Source organism: Streptomyces sp. NPDC002076 (genome assembly GCF_053593835.1).
Window position 1 is genome coordinate 34,709 of record NZ_JBSFDI010000008.1, and the last position, 13,289, is coordinate 47,997.

The following is a 13,289-nucleotide window of genomic DNA, read 5'->3' on the forward strand; positions in this document are numbered from 1 at the left end:
TGTTTCGCTGCAGCGCGAAAGGTCGTACGGCCGTGAGGGGGTGCCCGGGTGGGCCTGTGGCAGCTCAACGCGGACACGCTCGCCCGCAGCCGGTTCGTCGTCTCACCGCTCGCCGAGACCTTCGCCTGCCTGAAGCTGCTGCACGCGGGGGACGCCGCGCATCCCGGTGAGCACGCGTGGCTGCGCGCCCAGCTGCCCGCCTACCGCGCCCGGCTGGCGGCGGACCCGGTGACGGCGCGGCTGGTGCGGGCGGGGCTCGGGCGGGAGTGGATCGCCGACTTCCTGACCCCGGCACCCCGCGGCGGGGAGGCGTTCGCGGACGAGGTCGCCCGGGTCCGCTCCACGGCGCCGGAGGCGGCCCGCGCCCATCTGCGCACCGCGCTCGCCGGCCCGCTCCCCGCCGAGCTGGACCGGGACGACCTGCCCGAGCGCGCGGCCGTCCTCCTGGAGTGGGTGTGGGAGGCGACGGTACGGCCGTCCTGGGAGCGGCGCCGGCGGGTGCTGGAGGCGGACGTGGTCGCGCGCACCGCGCGGGTGAGCCGGGGCGGCTGGGTGAGCGTGCTGGACGAGCTGCGGCCCGGACGCACCCGGTGGCTGGGCGAGAACCTGCTCCAGATCAATCTGCACGAGTACCCGCCCCGCGAGATCTCCGGGGCCGAGCTGATCTTCGTACCGGTGACCGTGCAGCGGGCGGGCTGGGTCGCCTGGGACGACGGCGTGCGCTACGCGGCGGTCTACCCGTGCGCCGGCGCTCTGGCCGACGCGGGCATCAGGACCGTCCCGTCCGCGTTGGGCGCGCTTCTGGGCCCGCCCCGGGCCGAGGTCCTGGTCCTCCTCGCCGCCCCCATGAGCACCACCCAGCTCACTGCGGTGACCGGGCAGGGGCTGGGCTCGGTGGGGCGCCATCTGAAGGTGCTGCGGGAGGCCGGGCTGGTGGAGCGGCGGAGGGCGGGCCGGTCGGTGCTGTACCGGCGCACAGATGCCGGGAATGTCCTGGTGGAAGCGGCAGGACAGCGCGCCCCAAAGGGGCGCGGGGAACTGCGCGAGCAACCACGACGGACCGGCAGCCAAAAGACGGCCCATGACGGCCCAATCCGCGAAGCGCCTAGCATCCAGGCATGACCAACGTGCTGAATGTCGAAATCGACGCCCTCACCGGCGGCCCCGCCAACCTCGCCCAGTACGCCGGCAAGGCGGTCCTCGTCGTCAACGTGGCCTCCAAGTGCGGCCTCACCCCCCAGTACACCGGCCTGGAGAAGCTCCAGGAGCGGTACTCCGACCGTGGCTTCACCGTGCTCGGCGTGCCCTGCAACCAGTTCCTCGGCCAGGAGCCCGGCACCGCCGAGGAGATCGCGGAGTTCTGCTCGGCGACGTACGGCGTGACCTTCCCGCTCACCGAGAAGGTCGAGGTGAACGGCGAGGGCCGGCACCCGCTGTACGAGCGCCTGGTGGACGTCGCCGACGCCGAGGGGCACACCGGCGACATCCGCTGGAACTTCGAGAAGTTCCTGATCGGCCGGGACGGCTCGGTCGTCGCCCGGTTCTCGCCGCAGACCGAGCCGGAGTCCGACGCGATCGTGACCGCCATCGAGGCCCAGCTCGGCTGAGCGGCGCTTGACCTTGCCCCTGGGGCAGAGCCGAGTGTCCCTGTCACCGGGCGGCGGATCCGCCCGGTGACGGAGGATGACACGGTGGACGACGACCAGCTCACCATCGGCGCGTTCGCCCCGCGGGCCCGGCTGTCGGCCAAGGCGCTGCGCCTGTACGACCGGCTCGGCCTGCTGACGCCCGCACATGTCGACGAGACGACCGGCTACCGCTACTACCGCGCCGACCAGGCCGAACGCGCCCGTCTTGTGGCCCTGTTGCGGCAGCTGGACATGCCGCTGGCCCGGATCGCCGAGGTGCTCGGCGCCGAGGGCCCCGAGGCCGCCGACCGGCTGGCCGCCTACTGGGCGGACGTGGAGAGCCGGGTGGCCGGGCAGCGGACACTCGCCGAGTACCTCCGTGGACGACTGTCCGGGAGGAGTACCGAGATGTACGAGAAGTTCGTGATCGAGACCGTGGACGTGCCGGCGCAGGTGGTGATCACCGAGTCGCGGCACACGCTGGCGGACGAGCTGCCGACGTGGATCGGGTCGTCGCTGGGCCGGCTGGAGGCGGCGGCGCGGGAGTGCGGGGGCATGACAGGCGCGCCGTTCGTGGTCTACCACTCCGAGGTGTCGATGGAGAGCGACGGCCCGGTCGAGTCCTGTGTGCCGGTGGCCGACGAGGCGGCGGCCCGGGCGTGGGCCGCCGGGCAGGGGAGGGCCTGGAAGACGGCGGTACGGGTGGAGCCGGCGGCCCGGCTGGCCTACACCCGGATCACCAAGGCGCAGGTGGCGCATCCGCAGATTCTGGCCGCCTTCGAGGCGGTGGAGCAGTGGATGGCGGCCGAGGGGCTGGAGATGGCCGGTCCCTGCCGCGAGATCTACTGGGCGGACTGGGACGCGTCAGGCCCCGAGGACCCGGTGTGCGACGTGGCGTTCCCGGTGTCCCACGTCACGGGGACGGTGTGACCGTACCCCGGAACAGAAGGTGCCCTCTCGGCAAGGACGGCGACCGGTCGAGAGGGCTCTTCTGGTGGTGCTTGTGAAGTTGTTTTCGTCGGGGGGTTTCACTGACGAAGGTCAGGGAGGGCCCCCTAGGCCTTGACCGAGGTCACGAAGGCGTTCCACGCGTCGGCCGGGAAGGCCAGGATCGGGCCCGCGGGGACCTTGGAGTCACGGACGGCGAGTTCGGCGTCGGTGGGCGACTTGACCTCGACGCAAGCGCCGTTGCCCGCGGAATAGGAGGACTTCATCCACGTCTCCGAAGCGCCCTGAATCAGTGCCATGTCCACTCCTGTTGCGAGTTGCGGTAGTGCGGTTCGCGCCAACCTTGTCGTCTGATTGGCGTGATCGACGCTACCGGGCAACTGCCCTTGCCGGAGTAGTCGTTCACTCAACCGGATGGCATATTCCAGGGGAGCCTTCCATTGGAGTGGATCGACGGTGTACGATCCGGCGCCCTCCGTGACAGGAGTTCATTCCGCGTACTGTTTGGCCACCTTCGCAATGAACTGCCGGGATTGCTCCACATTGAGGGACTGTGCCCGCAGATGTTCGTACATCACGGCGTACTTCTGCACGTCCTGGGCCTTCTCCAGATACAGGTCGCTGGTGACACCCTCCAGGTAGACCACGCTGGAGTCGGCCGCGTCGGCGAACTCCAGGATCGCGTACTGGCCGTTGAGCCCCGGATGCGCGCCGACCTCGAACGGCAGCACCTGCACCGTGACGTGCGGCAGCTGGGACATCTCGATCAGATGGTCCAGCTGCTCCCGCATCACCAGCCTGCTGCCCACGACGCGCTTGAGCGCCGCCTCGTCGAGCACCACCCACAGCCGGAGCGGGTTGTTCTCGGCGGTGATACGTTCCTGTCGGCGCATGCGCACCTGCACACGCTTCTCGATCTCGGCGGTCGACGTCTCCGGCAGCGCGCCCTGCACCAGCGCCTCCGCGTAGGCGCGGGTCTGCAACAGACCGGTCACCAGCTGGGGTTCGTACACCCGCAGCGACTCGGCATCGGTCTCCAGCCCGATGTACACGCTGTACGGGATGTCCCCGAAGGTGTGCCACCACCCCTGCTGCCGGGAGTCCCGGGCCATCTCCATCAGCGAGTCGACGATCCGCTGGTCCTCGACCTCGTACACCCCGCACAGGTCACGCACATCGCGCTGGCTGATGCTTCTCCGGCCGTTCTCCAGCCGGCTGATCTTCGACTGCGACACGAGCAGACGCTCGGCCACTTCCTCGGCCGTCATGCCTTTGAGCTCCCGGAGCCTGCGCAGCTCCTGGCCCAGCCGGCGCCGCCTGACGGTGGGATTGACATTGGACGCCACGGGACGTGCACCTCCGGCTGCCTGCCTGTTTGCCTAACACTTTCCGTATCTGCTGCTGAGCAGACTGCCACCAAGGTGCTTTCTGCCGCTGGCAAATGGTGGATATGCGGCGCGTACGCGTCAGTTCGCCACGGCTCGCCACCCGTTGGTGTGCCCGGACGCAGTCGAGCGGGACGGCGAGGTCCCGGGGAAGGACCTCACCGCCCCGCTCTGACCAGCGGCTCCCGAACGGGTCTGGGCGAACCGGGGTTACGGCCCGAACCGGGGGTACGGTTCGGAACCGCGGTTACGGCTCAGTGGGCCACGGCGCGTGCCATGGATCCGCGGTGCGGCTGCATCGGAACCCCGCGTACTGGTTCCGCCGCGGACCTGGCGCCTGCCGCACCCTGCCGCCCGGTGGCGGCCGGGCCACGGCGCGGCTGTGCGGCAGCCCCGTTCTGCACGTCCATCACGGCGTGTGCGACAAGACCGCCCATGGGGTCGTGCCGGATCAGATCCCGCAGCCGGGACCGGGACGAGCGTCCCTCGTTCCCCGGATACAGGTGCTTGCCGAGTCCGACGGCGTGCGCCAGGGCGGCGAGCGCCGCGGTCCGCGGGTCCGGCGGTACGCCGGTGCGGATCGCGGAATCCAGCCGGGCTCGGATCTCCCGGCTGATCTCGTTGTCCGTCGCCTGATAGCGAGTCGTCGGCAGCACCCCGCACATCTGACCGGCCACGGCATGCACCATGCCGCACCGCTCCAGGTGCGAGAGGTACGTCTGACGGAGCCCCAGCCGGGGTCCGCCGATCCAGTGGACGGCACGCACGGGAGCGCCACGCCTTCGCAGCAACTCCAACGCGCAGTCCAGAGTCGGATCTCCTGTCGGCCGTGGCACCACCACGGCGATACGATCCCCGTCTGGGGCTATCCGTCCGGCCAGCGCCAGCTCCACTAGCTGTGCTCCGGCCAGACCGAGGTCGAGCGACTGCGGCTGCGCAGTGGTACCCGTGGTCGGGTCCAATGCCAGCAGCAGAAGCTCCTCCGGAAGTGTTCTGCGGCTCCTGCCCATCCATGCCTCCCCGCGTGGATGAATGACAGGGTGACCCCTCTCACATTGGTCTGTCGAGGGTGCGTGACCGGTTCGTGAGGGAACCGGTAGGTATGTCGTTCTCGTCTACCGCAGGGGCCAAGCCCCCACACGGGACACTGGTACATGGTTCGGACAGGGCGCGCGCGTGGGCGTGCGGCGCATGAGGAGGCATCGGTGGCGGGCGAGTCCCCCGACAGGTCGAAGCAGCGCGAGTCGTCGGCAGAACCGACGTCGGGGAGCGCGGGTCCGGTTCCCGAGGCACGCGATCCGCGCCTCGCCGTCTCCCGGGAAAAGGATTCCTCGCCCCGCGGCGTGGACACCGCGACGAAGATCCTGTCGGTCCGCGACCCGAAGCCCCGCCCCACGGAAGCCTCGCCGGAGGACACCGCCCTCCGCGAGGCGGTCTCAACCTGGGTCCGCACCGCCGCCCCCACAACTCCCGGCCCGACGGCAACGGATGAGCCGAAGCCGGAGGAGGCTGCGACGGAGCTCGAGGAGGCCGAGACGGAGCCCGAGGCTGTGGACGTGGACGCGGAGGCCGCGGACGCGGAGACGGAGGCCAACGCGGGCACGGAGACGGACGCTGACGCGGCCTCGGATACGGCCGCGGAGGGGGAGGCGCACGCCGACGCCGACGCCGACCAGAAGGCCGCCGAGGAAGCAAGGGCCGAGGCGAGCCCGAAGACCGAAGCGGCGGCGGAGGCGGAGGCGGAGGCCGACGCTGACCGCGACGCGAACGCGAACGCGAACGCCGAGCCTGAGGCAGACGGCGGCGCCGGGGCTGAGGGCGACGGCGGCGCCGGGGCTGACGCTGACCGAGACGCGGACGCCGACCGTGACGCCGACGCGAACGCTGACGCGAACGGCGGCGCCGGGGCTGAGGCCGACGGCGGCGCCGACCGTGACGCCGACGCGAACGCTGACGCGAACGGCGGCGCCGGGGCTGAGGCGGGCGCCGGGGCTGACGCCGACGCGGACCGAGACTCGGATGCCGACGCGAACGCCGACGCCGGGGCTGAGGCCGACGGCGGCGCCGGGGCTGACGCCGACGCGGACCGAGACGCGAACGCCGACGCCGACCGTGACGCTGAGGCTGAAGCTGACGTGCCCGGCGATGCGAAGGCAAAGGCCGAGGGCGAAGCCGAGGCGGCGGAGGCCGAGGACGGGCCCGAGGACGCCAACGGCGGGGACGCCCCGCAGGGGTCACCCGCAGCCGACGACGAGACCCGCACGGGTGGTGCGGGTGGGAACGACACAGACGCCGAAGGCGAAGCCGAGGCGGACGACGAGCCGGCCCCCACGCCGGAGGCGAACGTCGATCAGCCCACCACCGTCTTCAAGAAGCCGCAGGTCGATCAGCCGACGACCATGCTCAAGCTGGGCGGCAAGCCGAAGTCCCCGGAGCCCGACTCCGAGCGCACCAGCAAGTTCGTCGCGCTCAAAAATGACATGGCGCCGGAGACCAAGCCGGACGTCACCACCCCCGTCCCCCACGTCGGCCCCGAGCGCACCACCCAGCAGCCCCTCCCCCCGAAGCCCCCGCTGGACCTCCTGGCGGAGCTGACGAACACGCCCCCGCCCCCGGAGACCGCGGTCCGCACGCTCGTGCGCCGGGTCAAGATCTGGACCCCCCTGGTCCTGCTCCTGGCGATCGTCTTCGCGGTCGTACAGACCCTCCGCCCGCTGCCCGACCCCACCCTCGACCTCACCGCGAAGGACACCTACACCTTCGACGGCGGCAAGGTCGGCATCCCGTGGCCGACCACCGGTCAGGCCGCGCTCGACGTCCAGGGCATCGGCACGTTCGGCTCCTCCGGCGCCCAGAAGCCCGTACCGATCGCGAGTGTCGCGAAGGTGATGACGGCGTACCTCATCCTGCGCGACCACCCGCTCAAGAGCGGCCAGGACGGCCCGAAGATCAAGATCGACAAGCCCGCCGAGCAGCAGTCGGACGCCGGCCAGGAGTCCACCGTCCGCGTCACGGCGGGTGACCGGATCTCCGAGCGCGAGGCCCTGGAGGCCATCCTCCTGCCCTCCGCCAACAACGTGGCACGGCTGCTCGCCCGCTGGGACTCCGGTTCGGAGCAGGCGTTCACGGAGAAGATGAACGCCGCCGCCAAGAGCCTCGGCATGAGCAACACCAGGTACACCGACCCCTCGGGCCTGACCGCCTCCACGGTCAGCACCGCGGTGGACCAGGTGAAGCTGGCCCGGGCGGCGATGGAGCAGCCCGTCTTCCGCGAGGTCGCGGCGATGATGTCGTACAACGACTACAAGGGCGTCAACCACTCCAACTACAACCGACTGGTCGGCCACAACAACGTCGTCGGCATCAAGACCGGCACCTCGACCGCCGCGCTCGGCAACCTGGTCTTCGCGGCGAAGCAGCAGGTCGGCGGCGAGACGCGGACCGTCATCGGGGCCGTGCTGCGCCAGCCCGCCGGCGGCTTCGACAACACCATCATCAGCGGGGTGCTGGACGCGGGCGACAAGCTGATCCGGTCCGCGCAGGGCGCCCTGAAGTCGGTGACGATCCTGAAGAAGGGCGATGTGGTCGGATACGTCGACGACGGTCTCGGCGGCCGTACCCCGGTCGTGGCGACGCAGGACGTCACGGCGGCCGGCTGGTCCGGGCTGAAGGTGAAGCTGTCCTTCACCTCCGGCAGGCTGCCGCACACCGCGAAGGCCGGCACCCAGGTCGGCTCGCTCACCGTGGGTGACGGTTCGGCCGGCGCCGTCAAGGTGCCGGTGGCCCTGCAGAAGGATCTGACGGAGCCCGGCTTCGGCGCCAAGCTGACCCGTCTGGGCTGAGTCCGCACCCCGGCCGTCACCAGCACGCACGCACCCCGCCGACGGAGACCCGTGGCGGGGTGCGTGCTAGCGTCACGAATCGGGCAGGTCGCCGGTCACGGGACATGGCCGCGAACTGGACGGGAAGCAGCCGGGAACACCGTGGAACACGGCCGAGAACAGAAGACGGGACACGGGGAGTGCCTTCAGGTGGCCACAGCCGAGCCGACACGCGCCGACGACGCCGATCCGGGGCCGGGATCCGGCCCGCGAATACCCCTGTCCGAGCCTGACCCGGACGGTCGCGGGGATCACACCGGCCACCCGGACGGCCGTACCGACAGTGAGCACCTCGACGCCCCCGTCGGCAGACTCTCGCGCCTTCTCGCCGCCGCCGAACCCCTGCGGCAGCGGCTGCTGAGGCACCCCGTGCTGTCCGTGACGGCCCTCGCGGGGGTCCTGCACATCGTCTGGTTCTTCACGTTCGCGAACAGTGGTGGCGATCTCGCGGCGCAGGACGCCTGGGCGGAGTTCGTCGGCCGGCACCCGGACTCGGCGTACAACCTGGCCTGGTACGGCGGCATGCACCCGGTGTCGTACAGCGTGGTGTCGCCGTATCTGATGGCCGTGCTCGGTGTCCGTACGACGATGATGATCGCCGGGACCGTGTCGGCGGGCCTGCTGACGCTGGTCCTGATCCGCAGCCGCGCGGTGAGGAACCCGCTGTGGGCCTCGCTCGCCGGGGTCTTCGCGTTGCTGTGCAACGCGATCTCCGGCCGGGTGACCTTCGGGCTCGGCACGATGTTCGCGCTCGGCGCCGTCGCGGCCGTCTTCTGCTGGCCGTACCGGTGGCGGCACAAACGCTGGGCGAAGGCGGCGGTGGCCGCCCCGCTGGCCGGGCTCTCCACCATGGCCTCGCCGGTCTCGGGACTGTTCGTCGGGCTGGTCGCGGTGGCGCTGTACCTGCAGAAGCGGCGGCCGGGTGCCTGGGCGCTGGGGCTCGCCCCGACGGTGGTGGTCGCCGCCTCGTACTTCCTCTTCCCGTTCTCGGGCACCCAGCCGATGACGATCGGCTCGGTGATCCTGCCCCTGCTGTACGGCCTGCTGTGCCTGTTCCTCGCGCCCAGGGAGTGGGTGACGGTCCGGCTGACGGCGGCCGTCTACAGCGTCGGCGTGGTGCTGGTGTGGCTGATCAGCTCGCAGATCGGGTCGAACATCTCCCGGCTGCCGATGCTGTTCGCGGGTGCGGCCCTGGTGGCCGCGCTGCCGTTCACGGTGCCGAAGTCGCGCAAGTGGTACACGACCGTGCTGGCGCTCCTCGGCTTCGCCGGCTGGATCGGCTTCAAGTCGGTGGACGACATCATCCACACGACCCCGGCCGCGTCCTGGGCCCGCGAGCTCGCCCCGCTCGTGCACCAGCTGCAGAAGGCCGGCGCCGAGAAGGGCCGCGTCGAGGTGGTCCCGGCCCGCTCGCACCGGGAGGCCTCCGCGCTCGCGCCGTACGTCAACCTGGCCCGCGGCTGGAACCGGCAGGCCGACATGGAGCGCAACCCGCTCTTCTACGACGACACCCTCAACTCCGCGAACTACCACGAGTGGCTCCAGCGCTGGGCCGTCCACTTCGTCGTCCTGCCGAAGGACAACCCGGACGGCGACGGCGGCGAGCGGGAGCGGGAGCTGCTGCGGCGCGGGATGCCGTATCTGACGCAGGTGTGGGGCGACGCCAACTGGCAGCTGTTCCGGGTGACCGATCCGACGCCGCTGGCCGAGCCCGACGCGGTGGTGGACCGGGCCGAGCAGGGTGAGATGACGCTTCAGGTGCGCAAGGCCGGGCGGATCCTGATCAGGATCCCCTACTCGCCCTGGCTGAGCATCGTCGACGAGCACGGGAAGAGCCTGAAGCCGCCGCAGCTGGTCTCCTCAGGCCCGCCGAAGCGGTACCGGAACGTCAGCGGGTGTCTGACGGAGACGCCTCAGGACGCGAACGGGGACAAGTGGACGATGCTGATCGCGCCGCGGGCCGGCACGTATCGGCTGGCCGCCCCGTACCAGCTGCCGCGCGGCACCCCCTGCCCGGACGAACTCAAGTAGAGCCGCGCAACTCGGCGACGTAGGCGTCCGTGCCGGGAATCGTCGGGATGAACGGCGCCACCAGCTCCACCCGCCCGAGCCCCGGGCCTGCGGTGACCTCCGTGTCCAGGCCGGTGAAGTGCTGCTCCCAGCACTCCCGTGGGTCGGCCTCCAGGAACCACAGCAGGGTCACCCGGGTGTCCACGCCCTCGACCTGCTTGACGTAGGTCATGCGGTCGCCCGGCAGGGGGGTGGGCCGGAAGACCGTGACCATGGCCGCCGGGGAGCCGGTGAGGCGGCGGGGCAGGTGCCGGGCGCGCAGCCACTCCACCAGTTCGGCCCGCTGCTGCGGCGACTCGGCGTCGATCACCTCCAGGACCAGCCCGGCGTACGGGTGGTCGAGGGCGTGGAAGTCGCGCGGGCCCGCCGCGCCGTCGCGGTAGACGGTCGTCTCGTGGTCCTGGAAGGCCGTGAAGACGTGGGTGCGGGCGTGGTGGACGCGGGCGTCGCGATTGAGACGCCTGTTGATGGCCACGGTCCACTTCATGTGGTCGTCGTAGCGGCCGTCGGTGATCCAGTAGGTGGAGAGGTAGCAGCCGGCCGTGACGGGCTGGGCGACGGCCGACTTCTCGGGGTACCGCAGGAGCTGCAGATCCCGGGTCGCGACCCAGCGGCGTCCCGCGTACATCCAGGGCATGGCCATCGCGCCGGCGTAGTAGTGGTCGTCCTCGTACCAGCGGTTGTAGGCGTACTCGTGGCCCGGGTGCGGCTCGACCATGGTGATCAGGGCGTGGCCGGGCCGGACGCCGTACGGTCCTACGGCGGCCAGTTCGGCGTACGTCTCGCTGCGGGTGTCCTCGCCCATGCGGTTCCCCTTTCCTGCGCCGGGCCCTACTCTGACGCTCCGTCAGGTAAAGCGCCATACCGCGGGAGGCACCGATGTCCCTGCTCGCAGGCAAGACAGTGGTCGTATCGGGAGTGGGCGCCGGGCTCGGTCACCAGGTCGCCGCGGCCGTCGTACGGGACGGCGGGAACGCGGTGCTCGGGGCGCGCACCGAGGCGAACCTCGCCAAGAGCGCGGCGGAGATCGATCCGGGTGGCGGCCACACGGCGTACCGGGCGACCGACATCACCGACGAGGGGCAGTGCGCGGCGCTGGCGGAGCTGGCGCGGGAGCGGTTCGGCGGCATCGACGCGGTGGTCCATGTCGCGGCCTGGGACTCCTATTTCGGCGGGCTGGAGGACGCGGACTTCGCGACCTGGCAGTCGGTCGTCGACGTGAACCTGCTGGGCACGCTCCGGATGACGCGGGCCTGTCTGCCGGCACTGAAGGCGGGCGGAGGCGGCTGCGTGGTCTTCATCGGGACGCAGTCGGCGGTCGCCGCGCCCTCACAGGTGAAGCAGGCGGCCTACGCCGCGTCCAAGGGTGCGCTGACCAGTGCGATGTACTCCCTGGCGCGGGAGCTCGGGCCGTATCGGATCCGGGTCAACACCGTCCTGCCGGGCTGGATGTGGGGGCCGCCGGTGCAGGCCTACGTCCGGTTCACCGCACAGACGGAAGGGGTGCCGGAGGCGGAGGTGCTGGGGCGGCTGACGGAGCGGATGGCGCTGCCGGAGCTCGCGACGGACGGGGACGTGGCGGATGCCGCCGTGTTCCTGTCCTCGGACCGGGCGCGGGCCATCACCGGGCAGTCGCTGCTGGTCAACGCGGGAGAGCTGATGCGTTGAGGGAACTCGCGCCGCAGGCTGGAGTGTTCATGTAGATGAACATGAATCATCAAGTCGAACATCTTTACGTTGACTTGACCTTACTCTTGCTTGTCGCGTTCACGTGACCGCACTCACGATCGAGCACATGAACAGTCTCGACTGGGCCGTACTCATCGGCTACTTCGGTGTGATGGTCGCGATCGGCGTCTGGTCGCACAAGCGCGTGGACAACGTCTCCGACTTCTTCACGGCCGGCGGCAAGATGCCCTGGTGGCTGTCCGGCATCTCGCACCACATGTCGGGCTACAGCGCGGTCATGTTCACCGGGTACGCGGGCATCGCCTACACCTACGGCGTCACCTCCTTCGTCACCTGGTCCTTCCCCATCGCGCTCGGCATCGCCATCGGGTCGAAGCTGTTCGCGCCCCGCATCAACCGACTGCGCTCCCGGCTCCATGTGGCCTCCCCGCTGGAGTACCTGAAGAACCGTTACAACCTGTCCACCCAGCAGGCGCTCGCCTGGTCCGGCATGCTGCTGAAGATCGTGGACGTGGGCGCCAAGTGGGCCGCGATCGCCACCCTGTTGTCGGTGTTCACCGGGGTGACCCTGAACCAGGGCATCCTCATCACCGGTGCGATCACGGCCGTGTACTGCACGATCGGCGGCCTGTGGGCGGACGCCCTGACCGAACTCGGCCAGTTCGTCATCCAGTTGCTCGCCGGTGTCTCGATGTTCGTCGCCGTCGTACTGAAGCTGAACGACAAGCACATCGGCTTCTTCGACGCCTGGAACCAGCCGGCGCTGCACGGCCACGGCAAACCCCTGGTCGGGCCGTACGGCACGGTGTTCCTCCTCGCCTTCCTGTTCATCAAGCTCTTCGAGTACAACGGCGGCATGCTCAACCAGGCCCAGCGGTACATGGCGACGGGCAGCGCCTACGCGGCCGAGCGGTCGGCCCGGCTGTCGTCCGCGCTGTGGCTGGTCTGGCCGGTGGTGCTGTTCTTCCCGATGTGGATGTCCCCGCTGCTGGTCCACGCGCAGAAGCCGGACGGCTCCGACTCCTACGGCCTGATGACCGAACAGCTGCTGCCGCACGGCCTGCTGGGCCTGGTCGTCGTCGGTTTCTTCTCCCACACCATGGCCATGTGCTCCTCCGACGCGAACGCGATCGCGGCGGTGTTCACCCGTGACGTGGCGCCGGTGCTGTCCGCTCGCGCGCGGGCGTGGGGACAGCGGTCGGGGCTGATCGCCGCCCGCGTCACGACGGTCGTCTTCCTGGCCCTGTCCATGGCGGTGGCGACGCAGGTCAACTCGCCCACGTTCAAGGACATCATCACGGTGGTCATCAAGTGGGTGGCCGGCCTCATGGGCCCCATCGCGATCCCGATGATGCTGGGCCTGCTCCGCCCGTTCCGCCGCTCCGGCCCGACGGCGGCACTCACCAGCTGGGCGGCGGGTCTGCTGGCGTTCTGGCTGGTGAACTACCCCATCAACTGGAACGTCTCCGGCGGAGTCCCGCTCCAGTACCAGGTCTCGGTCCCGCTGGCGGTGTCCCTGGTGCTGTACATCGCCATCGGCTACCTGAAGCCAGAGGAGACGCCCGAGCGCATGGCCATCATCGAGAAGGTCAACACCGACGGGGACGGGGACGCTGCGCCGGTCACGCCGGTGCCTGCGGGGGCGGGGGACGACGTGGTGGGGGCGCCGTAGGGGTTGGTGTCGGGGA

The 13,289-nt window shown here is 70.5% G+C and carries 11 protein-coding genes; 7 read left to right on the forward strand and 4 right to left on the reverse strand.

Going from position 1 to position 13,289, the window contains the following annotated elements:
• The first annotated feature begins 48 nt into the window (after nucleotides 1-48).
• The 3 genes from ACWCQS_RS18505 to ACWCQS_RS18515 all read left to right on the forward strand — a co-directional run bounded on the left by ACWCQS_RS18505 (nucleotide 49) and on the right by ACWCQS_RS18515 (nucleotide 2,558).
• Complete coding sequence (locus tag ACWCQS_RS18505; protein WP_451005383.1) at nucleotides 49-1,122, forward strand: ArsR family transcriptional regulator; 1,074 nt, start codon at nucleotides 49-51, stop codon at nucleotides 1,120-1,122.
• Nucleotides 1,119-1,607 (forward strand): glutathione peroxidase, encoded by a 489-nt coding sequence (locus tag ACWCQS_RS18510; protein WP_451005384.1) that lies wholly within the window; start codon nucleotides 1,119-1,121, stop codon nucleotides 1,605-1,607. Before ACWCQS_RS18505 ends, ACWCQS_RS18510 begins: the two co-directional genes overlap by 4 nt.
• Nucleotides 1,608-1,673: 66 nt before the next feature.
• On the forward strand, nucleotides 1,674-2,558 hold the full coding sequence (locus ACWCQS_RS18515) for a MerR family transcriptional regulator (protein ID WP_451005385.1): 885 nt from the start codon (nucleotides 1,674-1,676) through the stop codon (nucleotides 2,556-2,558).
• A gap of 125 nt (nucleotides 2,559-2,683) precedes the next feature.
• Here the strand turns inward: ACWCQS_RS18515 and ACWCQS_RS18520 are convergent, their stop codons facing one another.
• The 3 genes from ACWCQS_RS18520 to ACWCQS_RS18530 form a co-directional block, all read right to left on the reverse strand.
• Nucleotides 2,684-2,875 (reverse strand): DUF397 domain-containing protein, encoded by a 192-nt coding sequence (locus ACWCQS_RS18520; protein WP_388630280.1) that lies wholly within the window; start codon nucleotides 2,873-2,875, stop codon nucleotides 2,684-2,686.
• A gap of 189 nt (nucleotides 2,876-3,064) precedes the next feature.
• On the reverse strand, nucleotides 3,065-3,922 hold the full coding sequence (locus ACWCQS_RS18525; protein ID WP_228623226.1) for a helix-turn-helix domain-containing protein: 858 nt from the start codon (nucleotides 3,920-3,922) through the stop codon (nucleotides 3,065-3,067).
• 293 nt (nucleotides 3,923-4,215) lie between these two features.
• Entirely contained in the window at nucleotides 4,216-4,971 is a 756-nt protein-coding gene (locus ACWCQS_RS18530) for a GOLPH3/VPS74 family protein (protein ID WP_451005386.1), read from the reverse strand.
• A gap of 195 nt (nucleotides 4,972-5,166) precedes the next feature.
• Between ACWCQS_RS18530 and ACWCQS_RS18535 the strand changes: the two genes are divergently transcribed.
• A complete protein-coding gene (locus tag ACWCQS_RS18535; protein WP_451005387.1) occupies nucleotides 5,167-7,803 on the forward strand; it encodes a D-alanyl-D-alanine carboxypeptidase in 2,637 nt (878 codons plus the stop codon).
• Nucleotides 7,804-7,992: 189 nt separating this feature from the next.
• Nucleotides 7,993-9,873, forward strand: coding sequence for an MFS transporter (locus ACWCQS_RS18540; RefSeq protein WP_451005388.1), 1,881 nt, complete (start codon nucleotides 7,993-7,995; stop codon nucleotides 9,871-9,873).
• Here the strand turns inward: ACWCQS_RS18540 and ACWCQS_RS18545 are convergent.
• Nucleotides 9,866-10,717: a hypothetical protein gene (locus ACWCQS_RS18545; RefSeq protein ID WP_451005389.1), complete on the reverse strand. Its 852-nt coding sequence runs from the start codon at nucleotides 10,715-10,717 to the stop codon at nucleotides 9,866-9,868. The two genes, ACWCQS_RS18540 and ACWCQS_RS18545, sit on opposite strands and share 8 nt — an antisense overlap.
• A 74-nt stretch (nucleotides 10,718-10,791) precedes the next feature.
• Here ACWCQS_RS18545 and ACWCQS_RS18550 point away from each other — a divergent pair, with 74 nt between their 5' ends.
• Together ACWCQS_RS18550 and ACWCQS_RS18555 are read left to right on the forward strand one after the other, a co-directional pair.
• A complete protein-coding gene (locus ACWCQS_RS18550; protein ID WP_451005390.1) occupies nucleotides 10,792-11,580 on the forward strand; it encodes an SDR family oxidoreductase in 789 nt (262 codons plus the stop codon).
• Nucleotides 11,581-11,707: 127 nt separating this feature from the next.
• Entirely contained in the window at nucleotides 11,708-13,273 is a 1,566-nt protein-coding gene (locus ACWCQS_RS18555) for a sodium:solute symporter family protein (RefSeq protein ID WP_451005391.1), read from the forward strand.
• Nucleotides 13,274-13,289 lie beyond the last annotated feature (16 nt).

Excerpts from the sequence above, each read along its gene's own strand:
- ACWCQS_RS18510 (WP_451005384.1), top strand. The coding sequence starts at position 1,119 with ATGACCAACGTGCTGAATGTCGAAATCGACGCCCTCACCGGCGGCCCC.
- ACWCQS_RS18520 (WP_388630280.1), bottom strand. The coding sequence starts at position 2,875 with ATGGCACTGATTCAGGGCGCTTCGGAGACGTGGATGAAGTCCTCCTAT.
- ACWCQS_RS18530 (WP_451005386.1), bottom strand. The coding sequence starts at position 4,971 with ATGGGCAGGAGCCGCAGAACACTTCCGGAGGAGCTTCTGCTGCTGGCA.
- ACWCQS_RS18545 (WP_451005389.1), bottom strand. The coding sequence starts at position 10,717 with ATGGGCGAGGACACCCGCAGCGAGACGTACGCCGAACTGGCCGCCGTA.
- ACWCQS_RS18550 (WP_451005390.1), top strand. The coding sequence starts at position 10,792 with ATGTCCCTGCTCGCAGGCAAGACAGTGGTCGTATCGGGAGTGGGCGCC.
- ACWCQS_RS18555 (WP_451005391.1), top strand. The coding sequence starts at position 11,708 with ATGAACAGTCTCGACTGGGCCGTACTCATCGGCTACTTCGGTGTGATG.